General features: G+C 63.2%; 16 protein-coding genes and 4 pseudogenes. 10 read left to right on the top strand and 10 right to left on the bottom strand.

Translation table 11 applies throughout. The features are described from left to right. The 8 genes and pseudogenes from AC0L2A_RS15560 to AC0L2A_RS15525 all read left to right on the top strand — a co-directional run. Positions 1-309: a ferredoxin gene (locus AC0L2A_RS15560; RefSeq protein WP_473609524.1), complete on the top strand. Its 309-nt coding sequence runs from the start codon at positions 1-3 to the stop codon at positions 307-309. After that, positions 296-1,135 carry an SDR family oxidoreductase gene (locus tag AC0L2A_RS15555; protein WP_473498260.1) on the top strand — a complete coding sequence of 280 codons (840 nt, stop codon included), beginning with the start codon at positions 296-298 and terminating at the stop codon, positions 1,133-1,135. The genes AC0L2A_RS15560 and AC0L2A_RS15555 overlap by 14 nt, the downstream gene beginning before the upstream one ends. Beyond that, on the top strand, positions 1,135-2,478 hold the full coding sequence (locus tag AC0L2A_RS15550) for a cytochrome P450 (protein WP_473609502.1): 1,344 nt from the start codon (positions 1,135-1,137) through the stop codon (positions 2,476-2,478). The genes AC0L2A_RS15555 and AC0L2A_RS15550 overlap by 1 nt, the downstream gene beginning before the upstream one ends. A gap of 154 nt (positions 2,479-2,632) precedes the next feature. Continuing rightward, positions 2,633-3,625 carry a polyprenyl synthetase family protein gene (locus tag AC0L2A_RS15545; protein ID WP_473609523.1) on the top strand — a complete coding sequence of 331 codons (993 nt, stop codon included), beginning with the start codon at positions 2,633-2,635 and terminating at the stop codon, positions 3,623-3,625. A 299-nt stretch (positions 3,626-3,924) separates the two neighbouring features. Beyond that, positions 3,925-5,475, top strand: coding sequence for a hypothetical protein (locus AC0L2A_RS15540; RefSeq protein WP_473609501.1), 1,551 nt, complete (start codon positions 3,925-3,927; stop codon positions 5,473-5,475). Continuing rightward, complete coding sequence (locus AC0L2A_RS15535) at positions 5,472-6,374, top strand: terpene synthase family protein (protein WP_473609500.1); 903 nt, start codon at positions 5,472-5,474, stop codon at positions 6,372-6,374. The genes AC0L2A_RS15540 and AC0L2A_RS15535 overlap by 4 nt, the downstream gene beginning before the upstream one ends. A gap of 85 nt (positions 6,375-6,459) precedes the next feature. Continuing rightward, positions 6,460-7,509, top strand: coding sequence for a type 2 isopentenyl-diphosphate Delta-isomerase (gene fni, locus AC0L2A_RS15530; protein WP_473495424.1), 1,050 nt, complete (start codon positions 6,460-6,462; stop codon positions 7,507-7,509). A gap of 96 nt (positions 7,510-7,605) precedes the next feature. After that, positions 7,606-7,731 (top strand): annotated as a pseudogene (locus AC0L2A_RS15525) (IS5/IS1182 family transposase); the annotation flags it as partial. Here AC0L2A_RS15525 and AC0L2A_RS15520 read toward each other — a convergent pair. From AC0L2A_RS15520 to AC0L2A_RS15490, 7 genes and pseudogenes are all read right to left on the bottom strand, one after another. Further along, positions 7,726-8,274: an NAD(P)H-dependent oxidoreductase gene (locus AC0L2A_RS15520; protein WP_473609498.1), complete on the bottom strand. Its 549-nt coding sequence runs from the start codon at positions 8,272-8,274 to the stop codon at positions 7,726-7,728. The pseudogene AC0L2A_RS15525 and the gene AC0L2A_RS15520 sit on opposite strands and share 6 nt — an antisense overlap. 21 nt (positions 8,275-8,295) lie before the next feature. Next, positions 8,296-8,394, bottom strand: a pseudogene (locus tag AC0L2A_RS15515) (DNA-binding response regulator); the annotation flags it as partial. A 67-nt stretch (positions 8,395-8,461) separates the two neighbouring features. Then, a complete protein-coding gene (locus tag AC0L2A_RS15510) occupies positions 8,462-9,091 on the bottom strand; it encodes a 3-oxoacid CoA-transferase subunit B (protein ID WP_473495426.1) in 630 nt (209 codons plus the stop codon). 13 nt (positions 9,092-9,104) lie between these two features. Beyond that, complete coding sequence (locus tag AC0L2A_RS15505; protein WP_473609497.1) at positions 9,105-9,803, bottom strand: CoA transferase subunit A; 699 nt, start codon at positions 9,801-9,803, stop codon at positions 9,105-9,107. Between the two features lie 187 nt (positions 9,804-9,990). Further along, on the bottom strand, positions 9,991-10,743 hold the full coding sequence (locus AC0L2A_RS15500) for an acetoacetate decarboxylase (protein ID WP_473495428.1): 753 nt from the start codon (positions 10,741-10,743) through the stop codon (positions 9,991-9,993). A 488-nt stretch (positions 10,744-11,231) separates the two neighbouring features. Next, positions 11,232-12,224, bottom strand: coding sequence for a non-homologous end-joining DNA ligase (gene ligD / locus AC0L2A_RS15495; protein WP_473609495.1), 993 nt, complete (start codon positions 12,222-12,224; stop codon positions 11,232-11,234). 569 nt (positions 12,225-12,793) lie between these two features. After that, positions 12,794-13,303 carry a cold-shock protein gene (locus tag AC0L2A_RS15490; RefSeq protein ID WP_473609494.1) on the bottom strand — a complete coding sequence of 170 codons (510 nt, stop codon included), beginning with the start codon at positions 13,301-13,303 and terminating at the stop codon, positions 12,794-12,796. Here AC0L2A_RS15490 and AC0L2A_RS15485 point away from each other — a divergent pair. Both AC0L2A_RS15485 and AC0L2A_RS15480 read left to right on the top strand, forming a co-directional pair. Further along, positions 13,239-15,683, top strand: a pseudogene (locus AC0L2A_RS15485) (DEAD/DEAH box helicase); the annotation flags it as partial. The gene AC0L2A_RS15490 and the pseudogene AC0L2A_RS15485 overlap by 65 nt on opposite strands. 469 nt (positions 15,684-16,152) lie before the next feature. Further along, positions 16,153-16,482, top strand: coding sequence for a hypothetical protein (locus AC0L2A_RS15480; protein ID WP_473609522.1), 330 nt, complete (start codon positions 16,153-16,155; stop codon positions 16,480-16,482). 216 nt (positions 16,483-16,698) lie between these two features. Here the strand turns inward: AC0L2A_RS15480 and AC0L2A_RS15475 are convergent, their stop codons facing one another. The 3 genes and pseudogenes from AC0L2A_RS15475 to AC0L2A_RS15465 all read right to left on the bottom strand — a co-directional run. Further along, a complete protein-coding gene (locus AC0L2A_RS15475; RefSeq protein ID WP_473609493.1) occupies positions 16,699-16,911 on the bottom strand; it encodes a DUF3606 domain-containing protein in 213 nt (70 codons plus the stop codon). Between the two features lie 220 nt (positions 16,912-17,131). Beyond that, on the bottom strand, positions 17,132-17,932 hold the full coding sequence (locus AC0L2A_RS15470; RefSeq protein WP_473494815.1) for a YggS family pyridoxal phosphate-dependent enzyme: 801 nt from the start codon (positions 17,930-17,932) through the stop codon (positions 17,132-17,134). Positions 17,933-18,698: 766 nt separating this feature from the next. Continuing rightward, positions 18,699-19,447: pseudogene (locus tag AC0L2A_RS15465) on the bottom strand (ABC transporter ATP-binding protein); the annotation flags it as partial. Positions 19,448-19,652 lie beyond the last annotated feature (205 nt).

Below are 19,652 nucleotides of genomic sequence, written 5' to 3'. Positions count from 1 at the left end.
ATGCGCGTCGTGGTCGACCAGGATCTGTGCGGAACCACCGGGCAGTGCGTGCTGACGCTGCCGGGCACCTTTCGCCAGCGCGAACCGGACGGCGTGGCCGAAGTGTGTGTGGCGACGGTCCCGCAGGCGCTGCACGCCGCCGTGCGGCTCGCGGCCAGCCAGTGCCCGGTCGCCGCCATTCGGGTCATTGAAACCGACGCTGGCGATGACGAGCGCGCCAGCGCCGACCCTGCGCCTTCTCCGGCGGAGGCCGAGCGGCTTGCCGCGGAAGACCACCGCAATCCAGGAGGACACGATGGGACGGTTTGAAGGCAAGGTGGCCGTTGTGACCGGCGCCGGCGCCGGCATCGGCAAGGCATGCGCCCTCGCCATCGCGCGCGAGGGCGGCAGAGTGGTGGTGGCCGACATTGATGGCTCGGCGGCCATCGCCTGCACCGTGCAGATCGCGGCCGAAGCGCGCCACGCGCTGGCACTGGCCATGGACATCTCCGATGCGCAGGCGGTGGCAGCGCTGTTCGAGACGGCAGAGCGCCACTTCGGTGGGGTCGACCTGCTGGTGAACAACGCGAGCGCCATGCATCTGACCCCGCGCGACAGGGCGATCCTCGACCTGGACCTGGCGGTCTGGGATCAGACCATGGCGACCAATCTGCGCGGCACGCTGCTCTGCTGCCGGCAGGCCATCCCACGGATGATCGCCCGCGGTGGTGGCGCGATCGTCAACATGTCGTCGTGCCAGGGGCTCAGCGGTGACACCGCGCAGACGTCCTACGCCGCGTCGAAGGCGGCGATGAACATGCTGTCGGCCTCGCTCGCCACCCAGTACGGTCATGCGCAGATCCGCTGCAACGCGGTTGCGCCGGGTCTCATCATGACCGAGCGTCTACTCGCCAAGCTGGACGAGTGCATGCGACGGCATCTGCGCCGGCACCAGCTCCTGCCGCGCGCCGGGCGTCCCGAGGACGTGGCCGGGCTGGTGGCGTTCCTGCTCTCCGACGATGCTGCGTTCATCACCGGCCAGGTCGTGTGCATTGATGGCGGCATGCTCGCGCATGTGCCGACCTACGCCGACGGTGGCAACAGCCGCACCGCGCGGCCTGCCGGTGCCGAAGCGGCCGCGGCACCGCGCTGCTGATGGACATGCTGCTCAACCCGCTGAATCGTCGGCACCGGCTGCGGTACGACATCCCGGTCGTGCCTGGCGCTTTCCCTCTGGTCGGGCATCTTCCCGCCATCGTCTGCGACCTGCCGCGCCTGCTGCGGCGCGCGGAACGGACGCTGGGCAGCCACTTCTGGCTTGATTTCGGCCCTGCCGGACACCTGATGACCTGCGTGGATCCAGACGCGTTCGCACTACTCCGGCACAAGGACGTGTCCTCGGCGCTGATCGAAGAGATCGCGCCCGAATTGCTTGGCGGAACGTTGGTCGCCCAGGACGGCGTCGCGCACCGGCAGGCGCGCGATGCGATCAAGGCGGCGTTCCTGCCCAAGGGGCTGACCCAGGCCGGCATCGGCGACCTGTTCGCGCCCATCATCCTGGCGCGGGTTCAGGCGTGGCGCGACCGCGGCGACGTAACCATCCTGCGCGAAACCGGCGATCTGACGCTCAAGCTCATCTTCAGCCTCATGGGAATCCCCGCGAACGACCTACCGGGTTGGCATCGCAAGTACCGGCAACTGCTGCAGTTGATCGTCGCGCCTCCGATCGACCTGCCCGGACTGCCCTTGCGGCGCGGCCGCGCCGCCCGCGACTGGATCGACGCGCAGTTGCGCCAGTTCGTCCGCGACGCGCGCGCGCATGCCGCGCGAACCGGGTTGATCAACGACATGGTAAGCGCCTTCGATCGCAGCGATGATGCGCTCTCCGATGACGTCCTGGTCGCCAATATCCGCTTGCTGCTGCTTGGCGGTCACGACACCACCGCCTCGACGTTGGCCTGGATGGTGATCGAGCTGGCGCGGCAGCCTGTGCTGTGGGACGCCCTGGTCGAGGAGGCGCAACGCGTGGGCGCGGTGCCGACCCGACACGCGGACCTGGCGCAGTGTCCGGTCGCCGAGGCGCTGTTCCGCGAGACGCTGCGCGTGCATCCGGCGACTACGCTCCTGCCGCGTCGCGCGCTGCAGGAATTGCAACTCGGCCAACGGCGCATTCCCGCGGGCACCCATCTGTGCATCCCGCTGCTGCATTTCTCGACCTCGGCGCTGCTCCACGAGGCGCCTGATCAGTTCCGCCTGACGCGGTGGCTGCAACGCACGGAGCCGATCCGGCCGGTGGACATGCTGCAGTTCGGTACCGGGCCACACGTCTGCATAGGCTACCACCTGGTATGGCTGGAACTGGTGCAGTTCTCCATCGCCTTGGCGCTGACCATGCACAAGGCCGGGGTGCGGCCGCGGTTGCTGAGCGGCGTCGAAAAAGGCCGGCGCTATTACCCGACCGCACATCCGTCCATGACAATCCGCATCGGATTCTCATGAGCTGGCATCGCACGCCCCGTGTGGCGAGGAAGCGGCGCCGGCGACGCGCGGCATTGCTGCACTCGGCGCGCTCGCTCGGTGCGACGCCGTCAACACCGCGGCGGCTCGCCGCTCGCCGTTGCGGTCTCCTGGCAGGTACAAGGACATGAACAACATGCAGACCGGTTCCACGCTACACGACGACCGAACTGGCGTTTCCGCGTTCGGCGGATTGGGCGCGCAGGCGCGCGGCGCATCCGGCGTGCCGGAGATCTGGATGCAGGACGGCGCAAAGCGGGTCGAACAGGCGCTGGCGCGTCTCCTCTGCGCCGAAGACGACGGTGAGACCGAGCTGATGGCGGCGATGCGCTACGCCACCTTGCATGGCGGAAAGCGCACCCGCGCCTTGCTCTGTCTGGCTGCCGGCGCACTGGCCGACACGCCGGCGCACATGCTCGACGACGTCGGCGCCGCCATCGAAATGATGCACGCCTGTACCCTGGTCCACGACGACCTGCCCGCGATGGACGACGACGTGCTTCGCCGCGGCCTTCCGACCGTGCACGTCAAGTTCGGCGAAGCCACTGCGATCCTGGTCGGCGATGCGCTGCAGGCGCACGCCTTCCTGACCCTGGCGAGCCTGGATGCGCCGGGCCACAACCGTATCGCGCTCGTGCGCGAACTGGCGCAGGCGGTGTCCGCCGAGGGTGCCGCAGGCGGACAGGCCAGGGATCTATCGCTGGTCGGAAAGCACGTCGAGCTGGACAGGATCGTGGCGATGCACCGGATGAAGAGCGGAGCACTAGTGCGCGCGTCCGTTCGCATGGGCGCGCTAGGCGCCATCTCGGAGGATGCCGCGCACGCTGCGCTGTACTGTGCGCTCGATCGCTACAGCGCCTGTTTCGGCCTGGCGTTGCAGGTAGTCGACGACATTCTCGACGCGACAGCGGATACCGCGACGCTGGGCAAGACGCCCGGCAAGGACGCGGCGGCGCAGAAGCCGACCTGCGCGTCGATCATGGGGCTGCAGGCAGCGCGCCAGTTCGCGCTGGATCTGTTGCGCGACGCCGGGGAGGCCATCGCCCCGCTGGGTCCGCGTGCGGAACGATTGGCGCAGATGCTGCAGCGGGCCAATGCGTATCTGTTCAAGCACGCGCCCTGCGCATGAGCGCGCGCGTCCGCATGGAGCCGCCCCTGTGCCGCTGCGATCGGCTGGCGGCAGCGGTGCATTTCCGAGTCGGCGGCGCCGATCGCAGCGGTTGCCCAGCACGGCCGCGGCGCACGCGGCGCGCTGCGCGAGCAAGCCTATGCGGCGGACCGGCGCCGGCTTCGGGGCGCGTCGCCGCGCCGGAGCAGGGCGGCCGTCCGGCGCTGCCCGTGTGCCGGGCCGCGACGGGCCTGCGGCGACGTGCGCGGCGTCTGCCCTATCCTGGTTCTCGTCAACCGTGTGCAGAAGGAATATCCCGCGTGAACGCGCTGTCCGAACAGATCCTTTCCGAATTGCGCCACCTGCTGAGCGAGATGAGCGACGGCGGCAGCGTCGGTCCGTCCGTCTACGACACGGCGCGAGCTCTGCAGTTCCACGGCAACGTCACCGGTCGGCAGGACGCATACTCGTGGCTCCTCGCGCAGCAACAGGCCGATGGCGGATGGGGAAGCGCGGACTTCCCGCTGTTCCGCTATGCGCCCACGTGGGCGGCGTTGCTGGCATTGCAGCGTGCCGATCCTTTTCCCGGCGCTGCCGATGCAGTCCAGGCTGCAACCCGGTTCCTCGAGCGCCAGCCCGATCCCTACGCGCATGCGGTGCCGGAAGACGCGCCGATCGGCGCGGAGCTGATCCTGCCGCAGTTGTGCGGCGAGGCCGCATCCTTGCTGGGCGGCGTGGCGTTTCCGCGCCACCCGGCGCTGTTGCCGTTGCGGCAAGCGTGCCTAGTCAGGCTGGGGGCGGTGGCGACGTTGCCGAGCGGCCATCCGTTGCTGCACTCCTGGGAAGCCTGGGGGACGTCGCCGACCACCGCATGCCCCGATGACGACGGCAGCATCGGCATCAGTCCGGCGGCCACCGCCGCGTGGCGTGCGCACGCCGTGACACAGGGGAGCACGCCTCAGGTCGGGCGCGCCGACGCATATCTGCAGGCGGCATCGCGGGCGACGCGCAGCGGCATCGAAGGTGTCGTGCCCAACGTCTGGCCGATCAATGTGTTCGAGCCATGCTGGTCGCTGTACACCCTGCATCTGGCCGGGCTGTTCGCGCATCCCGCGCTCGCCGAGGCGGTGCGCGTGATCGTCGCGCAGCTCGACGCCCGCCTGGGCGTGCGCGGTCTGGGCCCGGCCTTGCACTTCGCGGCCGATGCGGACGACACCGCCGTTGCGTTGTGCGTCCTGCGCCTTGCGGGCCGCGACCCGGCGGTCGATGCGTTGCGCCATTTCGAAATCGGCGAGCTGTTCGTCACCTTCCCCGGCGAACGCAATGCCTCGGTGTCGACCAACATCCATGCCCTGCATGCGTTGCGACTGTTGGGAAAGCCCGCCGCCGGCACCAGCGCCTACGTCGAGGCCAATCGCAACCCGCACGGTCTATGGGACAACGAAAAATGGCACGTTTCGTGGCTGTATCCCACCGCGCATGCGGTCGCTGCGCTGGCGCAAGACAACCCCCAGTGGCGCGACGAGCGCGCGCTGGCGGCGCTGCTGCAGGCGCAGCGCGACGACGGCGGCTGGGGCGCCGGTCGCGTGTCCACATTCGAGGAAACGGCCTATGCGCTGTTCGCGTTGCACGTGATGGACGGGAGCGAAGAGCCGACAGGGCGCCGGCGCATCGCGCAGGCGGTGGCGCGTGCGCTGGAGTGGATGCTCGCCCGCCATGCGGCGCACGCACTGCCGCAGACGCCGCTGTGGATCGGCAAGGAACTGTATTGCCCCACCCGGGTCGTGCGCGTGGCCGAACTTGCCGGGTTGTTGCTGGCGCTTCGTTGGGGGCGGCGCGTCCTGGCCGAGGGACCAGGAGCGGCGCCATGATCCAGACCGAACTCGCGCTGCAGCAGGTGCTGGAGTGGGGGCGTTCCCTGACCGGGTTCGCCGACGAGCATGCCGTGGAAGCGGTCAGGGGCGGCCAGTACATCCTGCAGCGTATCGAACCGAGCCTGCGCGACACCAGCGCCCGCACCGGCCGCGATCCGCAGGACGAAACGCTGATCGTGGCGTTCTATCGCGAACTGGCGCTGCTGTTCTGGCTCGACGATTGCAACGACCTTGGCCTGATCGCGCCGGAGCAGCTCGCTGCGGTGGAGCAGGCGCTGGGGCAGGGCGTACCGTGCGCGCTCCCCGGATTCGAGGGCTGCGCTGTGCTGCGCGCTTCGCTGGCCGCGCTCGCCTACGATCGTCGCGACTATGCTCAGCTTCTCGACGATACACAGTGCTACTGCGCGGCGCTGCACGCCGGACACGCGCAGGCGGCAGGGGCGGAACGCTGGTCCTACGCCGAGTACCTGCACAACGGCATCGATTCGATCGCCTACGCTAACGTGTTCTGTTGCCTGTCGTTGCTGTGGGGGCTGGACATGGCGACCTTGCGCGTGCGTCCGGCGTTTCGCCAGGTCCTGCGGCTCATCTCCGCGATAGGGCGCTTGCAGAACGATCTGCATGGACGCGACAAGGACAGGTCGGCCGGCGAGGCCGACAATGCGGCGATCCTGCTGCTGCAGCGCTATCCGGCTATACCTGTGGTGGAGTTCCTCAACGACGAGCTGGCCGGCCATACGCGCATGCTGCACCGGGTGATGGCGCAAGAACGCCTTCCCGCGCCGTGGGGACGGTTGATCGAGGCCATGGCGGCCATCCGCGCGCAGTACTACCAGACCTCGACCAGACGTTACCACAGCGACGCTGCGGGGGGAGGCCAGCGTGCGCCGGCCTGAACGCGCGGGAGACGGCGGCGTGCGCGCGCTGCCGTCGGTCCGATCCGAAGCAACGCCGTCGCCCGATGCGACGGATGGAGCGAGCATGAGCGACACCGCCCTGAGCCGGCGCAAGGACGACCATCTGGACATCGTGCTAGATCGGCGAACGGCGCCGGCCACGGTCGCCGCCGGCTGGGAGTACATCCGTTTCGAACACTGCGCATTGCCCGAGTTGGACTGGACGCAGATCGACCTGCGCGCCTCGCTGCTGGGCAAGACTATGCCCGCGCCGCTGCTGATCAGCTCCATGACCGGCGGCATGCCACGCGCCGAGGCCATCAACCGGCATCTGAGCGAGGCAGCGCAAGCCTTGGGGATCGCCATGTGCGTCGGTTCGCAGCGCGTGAGCCTGCAATCCCGCAACTCACAGGGGCTGACGCGCGCGCTGCGCCGCCTGGCGCCAGACATTCCCTTGCTGGCCAATATCGGCGCCGCGCAACTGCGCGAGGCCGACGGCCTGGACCTGGCGCGCCGGGCGGTAGATGCGCTGGAGGCCGATGGACTCATCGTCCATCTCAATCCGCTGCAGGAAGCGGTACAGCCGGAGGGCGACCGCGACTGGGGCGGCGTCCTGGCGCAGATCGCTCGCGCCGCGCGCAGCGTGGGCGTGCCGATCGTGGCCAAGGAAGTGGGGTCGGGCCTGTCCGCCTCGGTGGCCTGTGCGCTCGTCGAGGCGGGCGTGGCGGTGATCGATGTCGCCGGCGCCGGCGGCACCAGTTGGGCCGCGGTGGAGGGCGAGCGCGCCCGCGATGCCGCCGACCGTGCAGTGGCAATGGCGTTCGCCGATTGGGGGATTCCGACCCCGGCCAGCGTGCAGGCGGTACGTCGGGCGCTGCCAACGGTGAAGCTGATAGCGTCGGGCGGGATCCGCGACGGCGTCGACGTGGCCAAGGCCATCCACCTGGGCGCGGACATCGCCGGGCAGGCGGCCGGCGTGCTGCGCGCGGCGACGGTGTCCACCGAGGCGGTTGTCGCGCATTTCGAGATCGTCATCCGCCAGTTGGCCGTCGCCTGCTTCTGCACCGGCTCGGCTGATCTGGCGGCGTTGCGTCAGGCGCGCTTGTTGCCCTCGGCGCATCTGCCCGCCGGTTGATGCCGGCGTGGCCGCACGTGGCGGCGGGCGCCTAGCCGGCTGCTGAAATGCCTACGCCAAACATAGACTACTGATCCACCTTGGCGAAGCGGTTCGATGCGCGGGAGCGATGCGTTCATGGAGCAGCTGTTCACGATGAAGCGGTTGGAGGATTTCGTTCCAGCCGATCATCCACTGCGCCCGATCCGGCTGATGGTCAATGAAGCGCTGGTGCGGCTAGACAGACGCGAGGAATGACAGAAACGCTCCGTAGGACTTCGACAGGTTCAAGCCATTGAAGCTCGTTGTTGAGTACCAACCAGGCGGTGCCAGAATTGGTTGCAGAAATGGTGGCCGGAGTTGATGTTCGAGCACCAGGCCATGGTATGGGGTGCCACCGGTCGCCGCGAGCAGCACGGTCTTGCCCGTCAGCGCACGATAGTCGACGAGATCGAACAGGTGTTTGAGGGCACCGGTGTAGGATGCTCGATAGACAGGCGTTCCGACCACGAGCAGATCGGCCTTCTCGACGCGCTGGATGATCCCTTCTCCGGATGCACCGAGTGCGTCGCGGGATAGCCCGGCGAAAAGCGAGGGTGTCGCCTCGGTAATCTCGATCAGACCGGTGTCCGCCGGCACGCGCAACGCGACCGCCTTGACAAGCGCGTTCACCACCGCGGTGGTGCAGGTTGGCGTGTTTACGCCGCCCGATATTCCGAGAACCAACGTCCCTGGGAAAGACGGGCTGTTAGCCGCGTGGCAAAGGGGCAAGCTTCGAAGCGCCACGCAGATTCGCGCGACGAGCTAGTTCGTACCGACCGGCTCGGTGACATAATCGTCGGCGCCGAGTTCGAGGCCCGAGACGATACCAGCCTCGTCGGTGCGGCAGGAGAGGATGAACATCGGAATATCGAAGCCCTCTGTGGCGCCATTTTCGGTTTGTGGGCTTGAACGTGCGTTCTGGGACCGCCGATCAGTTGACGATCGCCGCCTCCGTTGCGTTGCGCAGTTCGCTTTCGGTTACGCCATTGGCGACCTCCACCAGCCTCAGGCCTCCTTCAACGACATCTAAAACGCCAAGGTTCGTGATGATTCTGTTGACAACCGATTTGCCGGTCAGCGGCAGAGTGCACGCCTTCAACACTTTGGACTTCCCCGGCTTGTTGGTGTGGTCCATGACCACGACGACGCGCTTGACGCCGGCGACCAGATCCATTGCTCCACCCATGCCCTTCACCAGCTTTCCGGGGATCATCCAATTCGCTAAGTCACCGTTTTCGGCTACTTCCATGGCGCCGAGGATAGCCATGGCGATCTTGCCGCCGCGGATCATTGCAAAGCTCTGCGCCGAGTCGAAGAAGGCGGAATCTGGCAGTGCGGTCACCGTTTGTTTGCCGGCATTGATAAGATCGGCGTCGATCTCCTCCTCGGTCGGGAATGGACCAATACCAAGCAGGCCGTTCTCCGACTGCAGCGTTACATGGATGCCGTCCGGAATGTAATTGGCGACCAACGTGGGAATGCCGATGCCGAGATTGACGTAAGTGCCGTCTTCAAGTTCTCGTGCAGCCCGCGCCGCCATTTGGTTTCTGTCCCAGGCCATTTTTTCTCTCCCCTCAAGCCGCCGCACGCGTCGTGCGTTGTTCGATCCGTTTCTCATGCTCGCCCTGAACCAGGCGATGCACGTAGATCCCCGGCAGGTGGATCTGATCGGGATCGAGGCCGCCAACAGGAACGATCTCCTCGACCTCCGCGACGCAGATGTTGCCGCAGGTCGCCGCCGGAGGATTGAAGTTGCGAGTTGTCTTGCGGAATACGAGATTGCCGGACGTGTCAGCCTTCCAGGCCTTGACTATCGAGAGATCCGCGACGATGCCGGTCTCGAGCACATACGTTTCGCCTTTGAAGGTCTTATGCTCCTTGCCGTCGGCTACAACCGTGCCGACACCTGTCTTCGTGTAGAACCCTGCGATACCGGCACCACCGGCACGCATTCGTTCGGCGAGCGTTCCCTGCGGGTTGAACTCAAGCTCCAGCTCTTCGCTCAGATACTGGCGCATAAGCTCGGCGTTCTCGCCTACATAAGACGAGATCATCTTCTTGACTTGCCTCCTCCTCAACAGGACACCAAGCCCGAAGTCGTCGACGCCGCAGTTGTTCGAGGCTATCGTAAGGTCCTTGGTACCAGCTTGCATAACAGCGCTGATCAAAAGCTCGGGAATACCACAGAGGCCAAAGCCGCCAGCCGCTATGCACATTCCATCGAACAAAAGCCCTTCAAGTGCCGAAGCAGGGCTGCTAAATACTTTTTGCACGTCATCACTCCGATCCAGCTTTACCAGGTGGGCTCATCGTCATCGCAACAGTCGTCGCACGGCCAACCCGTCCGCGAACGGCACATGGAAAACTTTCCGCAACGGCTTGATGCTGCTTCGTGAGAGCCACTTTCTTTGTTGCCCGACCTACATGCTGGTCGTTTTCTGATCACCTTGACTTCGGGTTTCACGCCGCCTGCGGCTCCGCCAGATAGTCGTGAACAACTGTCCCGAGGCCGAGTGTCAGATCCGCGATGAAATGGGCGGCTGAAACAACCTCCAGAACCGGCAGTTCTGCAATCGGCGCGAGTGCATGCGACCGTAAGTCCAAGCCTGCGGGAGCACCCCATGCGCCCTTCAATGTCACGTCCTCCATCTTAAGGCGTACCAACTCGCAGACGCGCAGGCTGCCATCGACATGCGGAATAATCTTCAGGAGGAATGTCGGCTGACACAGCGAGGCCAGCACCTCGCTGTGGTCGAGCGCCCAATGTTTAAAGCCCATGGTGCCTGTTGCGATCCGGACCGGGCCGTAGTCGAGGGTGCCGACCAGTGTGTCTCCATAGACCTCTAACGCAGGATGTGCATATTTCTTCGGGAATCCCCACAACTCACGGCCACCCAAAATTGCCGGTCCGTCGTCCAAATACATGGCATGCGAATAGCCGCCGATCACGTCGTTAAACCTAACGGGAATGACTTGGCCGGACTCAATATAGCTCCCGAAACCCGCAGAGTCGGGCATTCGAATGAACTCAAACTTTACCAAGGGATCATCGAATTCGAGTGGCTGAGGGACTCGGGCGCGTAGCCGGTCGGGGTCCGTCCGGTAGGTGATGATAAGGTACTCGCGATCCACGAAGCGATATGGCCCCGTCGGGTAGGCGGGGCTTGTCAGCGGCATCGAATAGGCTTGGGCACGCACATCTTTGGATTTCAAGGCTTCTACCTCCCCGGTGAGCGCTGCATCCCGGATAAGGACGCTTCACTGCTAAGATCTGCATGAACCTCGCAAGGAGAATGCCAAGCCGGTAATACCTTGATTGATTGATATCTTTTCAGGTTTGCTACAACGGCCGCTCAGCTATTAGGTCTTGATATACCCTTTTTTGTAAGCATCCTGCCATTGCGCCATCGGCGACACAGGCATCGCCTAGGGCTTGTGTAAATGCGCGAGTTTACCGTACCGAGGCTTCGAAATAAGCACCGACCGGCTCGGGCACCTCTGGGCACCATTCCTGTCCCCCTGCAGATTTATCCCGTTCCACGGGGGCGCATCAATGCCAGTTGAGCGAATTACAACGGTTCGACGCAAACAAGCATTCACCGGTGGTGCGGATTCACCAGCTAGGGAGTCGCTGATCACCCCCAGCCCGCTGCAGGTAGAGCAAGTCGGGTGAAATGAAACGAAACGGCGCCCGATGTCGATCAGGGATGGGGGACGGAACGCACCACCTGCCGGGCCGGCTTGTCCTGCCGCTCACCCTGATACGAGACCTGACGCAGGAGATTGTCTTCCGTCCAGGTGAGATAGGCAACCTCGACCACCATTTCAGGCCTGACCCAATGTACGCGCGACAGCTCAAGCGGCGAGCCGAACCGGCTCTCGCGCGGCGGCGGAACGTCGAGGGGCATTCGAGCTGTCTGAAGTAGCCCAAGCCGGCGAGCCAATCGCTTGAGCTCTGCAACCGTGATGCCCGTGCCGGCGCGGCCCGCGTACAGCAGACGACCATCATCGGTGTAGTAGCCGAGAAGCAGCGAGCCGATATGCGGCCGGCTTCCAGTCGGATCGGTCCAGCCGACGACGATGAATTCCTCTCTGTTGAGACACTTTGACTTGACCCATAGGCCGCGATTGCCGGATGCATAGGCGCTGTCGATGCGCTTTGAGATGGCGCCCTCGAGTGCAAGCCTGCAGGCGTGCTTGCGGAACACAGGCCCGTCGCCCATCACGTGATCGCTGAAGCGCAGGCCGGGGATGTCGGTCGAAAACAGGCCTTCCAGTCGCGCTTTGCGGTCGATGAGCGGCAGCTTCGCAATGCTTTCTCCGTTCAGGAACAGAAGATCGAAAGCAAAGAAGGCAAGATCGCCCGTGCGGCCCTCGTCCATAGCTGCCTGCAGGCGGCTGAAGGAGGTGACGCCGTCTGCCCGAACGGCGCACAGCTCCCCGTCGACATATGCCTCTTTCACCGGCAGCGCGCGGAGGGCTGCTATCGTCGCTTGATAGCGATGCGACCAATCAAGGCCGGTGCGGGTGAGCAAGCGGATGTCGCTGCCGTCGATCCGCGCGTGCATGCGGTATCCGTCGTACTTGATCTCATGAAGCCAACCGGGGCCGTCGGGCGCTTCGTCGACCAGGCGCGTCAGCTGAGGCTCGATCCATTTCGGCGGATGCGTTCTATTCGGCTTTGTGGGATTCATCGTCTTCCGCGCCAATTCAGATGAAGCGTCGTCATGCGGGCCAGACTACCACATGATGACGGTATATCAGCTGCAGCTTCTATCGGATCGCGGGTCTTCACATTGATGCTGTCGATATGCTCGTAGGGATCTTATCCCGAGCCGGCAACTATGCAGATTAAGCTGCCTGAACCACGGGACTTTTGATAAGAACGGCCGCGCTCGCTCGGCATAGTATTCTGCCCTCCTTGCAACAAGGCAAAGGAGAGCAAAATGACCAATACCATTAATCTCTAAAGCCGCCAGCTCTTGCAACGATTTGGTGGGTGGATCTTTCGAGACAATGTCGATGCTTATACCCAGGAAACGCCTTCGCACGTGCGATATGAAATTTGTGCATTGCAATATCTGCGGCGATCGATATGATCATGTTGTCGGCCATCTACTCCTCCCAGATGCGATGCCGTCGCTGAATGCGGTGCACCTCCTCCCGCGCTGCATTTCAAATCGAGCCCACTGCCACCTCCTCCCGGCAGTGGGCTTTTTCTTTGTATGAGCGGCAATTTGGCCCTTGGCCAACGTATTGGCTTCTAGGCGAGGCGAATGCTCCGGACTTCCAGGCCTTTCTTGCCCTGCCCGCATTCGACAAAAACCTTCTGTCCCTCCACCAGCACGCTGAGCCCTGAGCGGGTCAGCGCGGTGGCATGAACGAAGACATCCTTCTCACCGTCATTGGGTGCAATGAAGCCGAAGCCTTTTTCGGGATTGTACCATTTGACCGTGCCCTGGCTCTTCAGCTGCGCACCACCCTTCCCGGCGATGGACCCCTCGGCAAGTCGGAACGCCGGGCGCGTCGCGGCCGTTTTTACCCCAGGATCGGGAAGGTGAGACGTGGATAGAGAGACCTCCAATGCCGAAAAGGCTGAGCAGCTCGAGCAATTTGATGGCGCGTCTGCGAAGCAGTGCGAACTTGCAACAGGAGAAGAAGCCGACACACCGCCAGCTGCCGCGGTAGCTGCGGCATTGATCAGCGCTATGGAAACCACTCGAAATGGGGACATGCTCCATATCGCGAGTTCCAAACGCAGTGCCGCTGACATCACACAGGCATTGCGCCACTTCCTCCCAGCAGCTGACATCCTGTGTTTGCCGCCGTGGGATTGCCTGCCATTCGACAGGGTGTGGCCCACTCGCGCCACTATGGGACGGCGGGTCAGCGTACTTCATGCTGTTGCGGCCCTACGAAAGGACCCCGCATCACGGTTACTTCGGTCGAATCTGCCCTGCAGAGGGTACCGCCCCCTCGGTAATCGGCCAGGGTTTCGCCACCCTGCAGATTGGGCAAAAGGTGAACCCGAGGGCGCTCGGGTATTGACTGAGAGAACTGGATATGTTGCCGATGATCGAGTCGATGAACCAGGCGAGATAGCCATCCGCGGCGATCTTATCGACGTTTTTCCTGCTGACCGTGACTGCCCTATTCGTGCTGTATTGGGGGTTGGCGGCGCCATCTCCGAACTTAAGGCATATGACCCAATCACTCAACGAAGCGAGCGATCTCTGCACAGAGTCGTAATTGGCCCGGCCTCCGAGCTCATGTTGGAAGCTGGCAACGAGTTCGACCCTGCAGCGATGCGAACGATCCCGATGGAGGAACGTCTAGTCTCGCTCTACTCAGACTTGCCGGCGCTCTTCGATGTGGCATCAACGGCTTCCATCTGCTTCCTGGATGGATTGGAAGAAATCTCGCTCACTCGCGTCTTGGACCTCATAGAGGAGGCGTGGCGCGGCAGGCGGCAAGTATCCGCGATGGCGCGGCCCACGGCGAAACAATTTTATTTGTCGCGTGAGGAATGGGACGACTCGCTACGGGATCGCCAGTGCTTGCGTCTTACGATCCCGGTTGGCCGAATTCCCAAATTCTTCCACCTGCCGCGAGCCGGGCACGAATTCGCCGAGTTCGCCCAGGCGCGCACAAGCTCGGGGTTTAGTGTGGTGGTCACTGGCGAAGCTTCGGAATTGCGCCGAGCAGAGCGGCTGCTCGACCGTAAGGTCGGTCGCAAGATGGACCCGGTCGCCGATTGGCCGCAAATCCTCTCTGTCGAAAGAGGCTCTCTTCTGAAGGCGGAATTCGATCTCACGGAGGGCTTTGTCGACGGGCCATCTCAAATTGCAGTCGTTGCGGCAGCGGACATATTCGGCCCGTCATCGACTGCAAACGCGGGCTCCGGCAACGGCATAGCCGAACCCGAACTCCGGCTCGGCGATTTGGTTGTCCATGAAGACCATGGCGTGGGCGTCCTTGCCGCGATCGAACAAATTGAAGTGGCTGGCCTGCAACAGGATATCGTGAAGCTTGAATATGATGGTGGAGCTTCCTTGCTGGTACCAGTGGAGGAGTTTGGCCGTATATGGCGCTATGGATCCGAACCAGAAGCGATAGCCTTGGACCGACTAGACAGTGAAGGCTGGAAGAAGCGGCGCCAGTCTGTAGTCCGCCAGATCCAGAAGGTAGCCAAGCGGATGGTCGCCGTGGCGAAGGCCAGGTCCTGCCAGTCCGCCGAAATGATCAAGCCGCCGCGTGCTGATCTTGCTCGCTTCGCGGCGCGATTCCCTTACCCCGCGACCCCCGACCAAGCCGCCGCAATCCGAGCCGTATTGGATGACCTGTCGTCGGGCAAAACGATGAACCGGCTGGTCTGCGGCGACGTCGGCTTTGGAAAGACCGAGGTGGCGCTTCGGGCGTGTGCTGCGGCCGCGTTTTGTGGCAAGCAGGTTGCTATGGTTGCGCCCACCACCGTGCTCGCGCGTCAGCACTACGAGACGTTCTGCCGGCGTTTCGCAGGGTTCAACATCCAAGTTGCTCACCTTTCCAGGGTGGTCGCATCGACAGAGACAAGGAAAGTGAAGGATGGTCTGAGAAGCGGCAACATCGCAGTCGTCGTCAGGACCCATGCTGTTGCGGCCAAAGGGGTGGCCTTCAGCGACCTCGGGCTGCTCGTAATCGACGAAGAGCATCGGTTCGGGGCCAAGCTGAAGCAATCACTGCGAGGGTTGGCGCCATGCCTCCACACTCTGACCATGAGCGCCACGCCGATACCCCGCACGCTTCAATTGGCGATGGCGGGCGTGCAGGAAGTCAGCGTCCTGAACACACCACCTGCCAAGCGGCGTCCGGTTCGCACCATCTTGGCTCCTTTCGATGCCGGCTCGGCCAAAGCTGCTCTATTGCGCGAATACCGCCGCGGAGGACAAAGCTTCTTTGTCGTACCACGCATAGATGACATCGAGACTGTCGTTGAACAACTGGGCAGGCTGGTTCCGCAGCTATCGGTGAAGATCGCGCATGGCGAAATGAAAGGGCGTGAACTGGACGAGATAGTTGTCCGGTTCGCAGCAGGCGAAGGCGACATTTTGTTGGCCACTGACATTATCGAAAGCGGACTTGATATACCGCGGGCCAACACCATTCTCGTTTGGCGGGCCGACCATTTCGGACTTGCACAACTCCACCAGCTTCGGGGTCGTGTAGGCAGAGGAAGGGTGCAAGGCATTGCACTTCTCTTGACCGAGCCCGGCAGGGAATTGGCTAAAGCCACAAGGTCCCGACTTTCGGCTCTTGTAGCTCTCGACCGGCTTGGCTCTGGCCTGGCCATCAGCCAAAGGGACCTCGACCTGCGCGGCGCCGGCGATCTTTTCGGCGAAGAACAAGCGGGTCACGTCAAGCTCATCGGCGTCGGGCTCGAGCGTGCCTCATCGATTGCGCGAGGCGACCCCGGCTCTGACATGCAACTTCCGGACATCAACTTGCAGGCCGGAGGGTCGTTCCCAGAAAGCTATGTGCGGGAGCCAACCATACTCCTCAGCCTGTATTCGCGATTGTTCCGCATGAGCACGCATTTAGACGGTCAATGCATTTGCCGACGAGGTGGAGGATCGCTTTGGAGCCATGCCGAGCGAAGCGGCCACGCTGCTGGAGGTAAGCCGACTGCGAATAGATGCAGCGGAGTTAGGGTTGAGCCAGGTCGACGTAGGACCCGAAGCGATTGCGATCACCTTCCGCACAAAGCCCTCCGCCTCGGTCCGGCAGGACATTTTAAGGCTGGACGGGTTCGAATTTCGACAAGGCCGCTTGATCTGCAGGCCGTCAAACAAACCAGGCATCGCAAAACTCGAGGTTTTGCGAAGCGTGATCGGTTCCATTCGCTCGACACATTCGGCACGTGAGCTGAACGCGAGACCGATTACCGGTCAAAGCACAACCGGCAATGTCCCCTAGCGGCCAAGGCTGCAAGAAGATCAGTTTGCCGGATTCGGTTGAAGTCCACGACGAGACCATCGCCGACCTCACGATCGGCGTCGACGTTTCAAGCCCCCGGTCTGAAGTTGAAGGCAAGGCATCCGAAACGACGTGCCCCAGCGCTCTAACGCGAGCCTGTCGATTCTTGCCGCAGCCTGTATGCTCGCACGTTGGTGCCAAATGGTGATGTCTCTATCAGCCGGTCAGCGGACCTCCTTGCAGCACGGTATTCAATTGCTTTGCAGCGGCTGTTAAAGCGTCGCGGTCATTCCCGTTGGCTTTTATTAGCTCACGGACCTGCTCTGGCGTGATGCCGTTCTCGCGTGCGAAATGTTCCACCTCATAATCCTCATCGGCGGATACGCGGTTGCGGTCGCGGAAATCACGCTTGGTCTTGTCATCGGCCATTTCGTCCTCCTGCGGCTTCGATCAACGGCAACGCTGGCAAGTGACTTTCGTTGCGCCGGCACTTCTGGGGAGGGCCGGTCATGACTACGTTGCCTTCTGGGGAGGGTATGACGGCTGACGCGTATAGACATCTGTCAAGGGCGGATCATAGCGGGCAGATGGAGCGGCTGACAGCGCGTTGCTCTAGGGACAGGATCGCACTTGTTACGTTTGCGAAAAATCATGGTTCAATTCCCCGATCGGTGGGGGCGAAACCCGGCCAGTAGTGGCCGTCAGGCGTCGGCCGCTTGCCGAAGATGGCCTGACCGACGCGCACGACAGTGGCGCCTTCCTCGATGGCTTCCTCGAAGTCTCCGGTCATACCCATGGAGAGCCCGGTCAGCGCGGCGTTGTGCTTCACGGCTTTGTCCCGAAGCCGGCGCAGCAGAATGAAGCAAGGCCGCACCTTGGCCATGTCGGAGGAAAACAGCGCAAGTGTCATCAACCCGCATGGCCGGAGACGGGGAACCTGATCGAGGGTCTCCACGAAGGGCAGCAGTGCGTTCGGATGGAGGCCGAACTTGCTGTCCTCGCCAGACGTGTTGACCTGCACATAGACGTCGAGGAAGCGATCTTCGCGCTCCAGCCTCGTGTTCAGAAGGTCGGCGAGCCGCAGGCTGTCGAGCGCATGAAACTCACGCGCGAAGCGGGTCAGATATTTGGCCTTGTTGGTCTGGAGATGTCCGACGATGCTCCAGTCGATGGCGAGATCGTGAAGCGCCTCGCACTTTGTCATTGCCTCCTGGATCTTGTTCTCGCCGAAAGTGCTGATGCCGACGTCGAAGGCATATCGCAGGATATGGGCCGGCACCGTCTTGGTGATCGGCAGCAACCGCACGGAGGCACGGTCGCGCCCGGCCCGTGCGCAAGCAAGCGTGATGCGCTCTTCAACCGACGCCAGATTGGTGCGGAAGCTGGTAAGGGGATCAGGCCCGAAGCGTTCGACGTCCTCGGGCGAAAGCGGCGGATTGTTCGTGCCCATTGTGATCTGCCCCTGTCGTAAACAAGCTCGTTGGCCTTGAGCCACGTGTAGCCGACGCCACTAAGAAACACGAGGCTCTTGTCGGGCGGCTGCATAGATGGTCCGATCCGCCGCGGTAGCGACGGCAGACAATGTGCAGGGGTGGCGAAAGCAAGAATTGCAACTGATGATGTGCAGCGATTCATGGGGCGGCCTCCTTGGCCCCCCAGGGATCGGGATAGCCCGTTTGTGATTTTCCGAACGTCGGCGGCTCTCAGCGCCTGTACGTTGGGAGTTGTTTGTCGCGTCGACCGTTCCTGGGCATTGGTGCAAAGACGTTGAACTCCGATGCGATGTCGAGGACGGCTTTATTGCCCTTTGTCTGGTGCGCACCGCGCTCGTTGCCCGTTCTACATTGGTAGCGGTGGGCTGCCTTGAGCTGGATCAGTTTTAGGGCGAACGGCTTGGTTGAACTCCGGCTCGCGACCCGTTGCGGGGCCAATTGGTGGCGTCGGCAAACGATGAGGATGTGGAACGGTCGGAGACGAAGTCGAGCGATCACCACTGCTTAAGACTCGGCGGTACCAGCATCGGCACGGCCGCGGGCGGTCAGCTTCTCGCGATAGAACCGAAGAGCTCTTGTGGCAATCTCGTCGCCCCTTCCCACACATTTGCGACGGAGGCGGCGAAAGCCGAGATTTGTCTAACGCGAAAATGCCCGCTCTCTACGACAACAGCCAAGCATTGCGAGCAGCGCGGAGCCGTGACGAACGACCTTCCAGTCGGCTTATCTCTCCTCGGAACTGTCGGCAATGTGGCCGCCGGTCTGCCGCCGCCACAGGCGGGCATACAGGCCGTCGCGTTTGAGTAGCTCCGAGGGGGAGCCCTCCTCAACGATGCGCCCTTTGTCGAGCACGACGATCCTGTCCATGCTGGCAATCGTCGACAGGCGGTGGGCAATGGCGATCACCGTCTTGCCCTCCATTATGAGCTCGAGTTTTTTTGGACCGCCGCCTCGGCTTCGCTGTCCAGGGCAGAAGTCGCCTCGTCTAGAAGGAGGATTGGCGCGTCCTTAAGCAGCACCCGAGCGATGGCGACCCGCTGACGCTGGCCGCCAGAAAGCTTCACCCCGCGGTCACCGACGAAAGCATCGTAGCCGGTGCGGTTTTCGCTGTCCTTGAGATCGGCCACGAAACAGTCCGCATCGGCCAGCATTGCGGCGCGTTCGACCTCCTCCGGCGAGGCATCCGGCCGGCCGTAACGGATATTGTCCCCGACAGAGCGATGGAGCAACGAGACATCCTGGGTCACGACCCCGATATTCTGACGCAGGCTTGCCTGCGTCACCGAACGAATATCCTGGCCGTCGACGACGATTGCGCCATCGTTTACGTCGAAGAACCGCAGAAGCAGGCTGACAAGCGTTGACTTGCCGGACCCCGACATGCCGACGAGCCCGACCTTCTCGCCGGCGCGGACCCTGAGCGATAGATTCTCGATTACCCCTTTTCCTTGCCGGTATTCGAACCGGATATCTCTGAACTCGACCGCGCCGGCGACAACGGCCAGCGGCCTGCCAGCGGGTGGGGCTCCGACACTCTTGTTCAGTTTCGGACACAAAAAAGTCGCTATAGACATGCTCGGGAAGACCGGATGGAACATCGAGCATGTAATCGTCGCACCCGAGCCGAATTTCATCCTCACCGGCTCCCGACCAGGGCGCTTGCTGAAAAGAGCGCTT

The organism is Mesorhizobium sp. WSM4844, from assembly GCF_055811775.1.
The sequence above is the reverse complement of the archived record's forward strand: the minus strand, read 5'-3'. Positions and strand labels throughout refer to the sequence as shown.

What these genes read in the sequence shown, in the direction of transcription:
- AC0L2A_RS15560 (WP_473609524.1), top strand. Translation starts at nt 1, where the DNA reads ATGCGCGTCGTGGTCGACCAGGATCTGTGCGGAACCACCGGGCAGTGC.
- AC0L2A_RS15555 (WP_473498260.1), top strand. Translation starts at nt 296, where the DNA reads ATGGGACGGTTTGAAGGCAAGGTGGCCGTTGTGACCGGCGCCGGCGCC.
- AC0L2A_RS15550 (WP_473609502.1), top strand. Translation starts at nt 1,135, where the DNA reads ATGGACATGCTGCTCAACCCGCTGAATCGTCGGCACCGGCTGCGGTAC.
- AC0L2A_RS15545 (WP_473609523.1), top strand. Translation starts at nt 2,633, where the DNA reads ATGCAGACCGGTTCCACGCTACACGACGACCGAACTGGCGTTTCCGCG.
- AC0L2A_RS15535 (WP_473609500.1), top strand. Translation starts at nt 5,472, where the DNA reads ATGATCCAGACCGAACTCGCGCTGCAGCAGGTGCTGGAGTGGGGGCGT.
- fni (WP_473495424.1), top strand. Translation starts at nt 6,460, where the DNA reads ATGAGCGACACCGCCCTGAGCCGGCGCAAGGACGACCATCTGGACATC.
- AC0L2A_RS15510 (WP_473495426.1), bottom strand. Translation starts at nt 9,091, where the DNA reads ATGGCCTGGGACAGAAACCAAATGGCGGCGCGGGCTGCACGAGAACTT.
- ligD (WP_473609495.1), bottom strand. Translation starts at nt 12,224, where the DNA reads ATGAATCCCACAAAGCCGAATAGAACGCATCCGCCGAAATGGATCGAG.
- AC0L2A_RS15490 (WP_473609494.1), bottom strand. Translation starts at nt 13,303, where the DNA reads ATGTCAGCGGCACTGCGTTTGGAACTCGCGATATGGAGCATGTCCCCA.
- AC0L2A_RS15480 (WP_473609522.1), top strand. Translation starts at nt 16,153, where the DNA reads ATGCCGAGCGAAGCGGCCACGCTGCTGGAGGTAAGCCGACTGCGAATA.
- AC0L2A_RS15475 (WP_473609493.1), bottom strand. Translation starts at nt 16,911, where the DNA reads ATGGCCGATGACAAGACCAAGCGTGATTTCCGCGACCGCAACCGCGTA.
- AC0L2A_RS15470 (WP_473494815.1), bottom strand. Translation starts at nt 17,932, where the DNA reads ATGGGCACGAACAATCCGCCGCTTTCGCCCGAGGACGTCGAACGCTTC.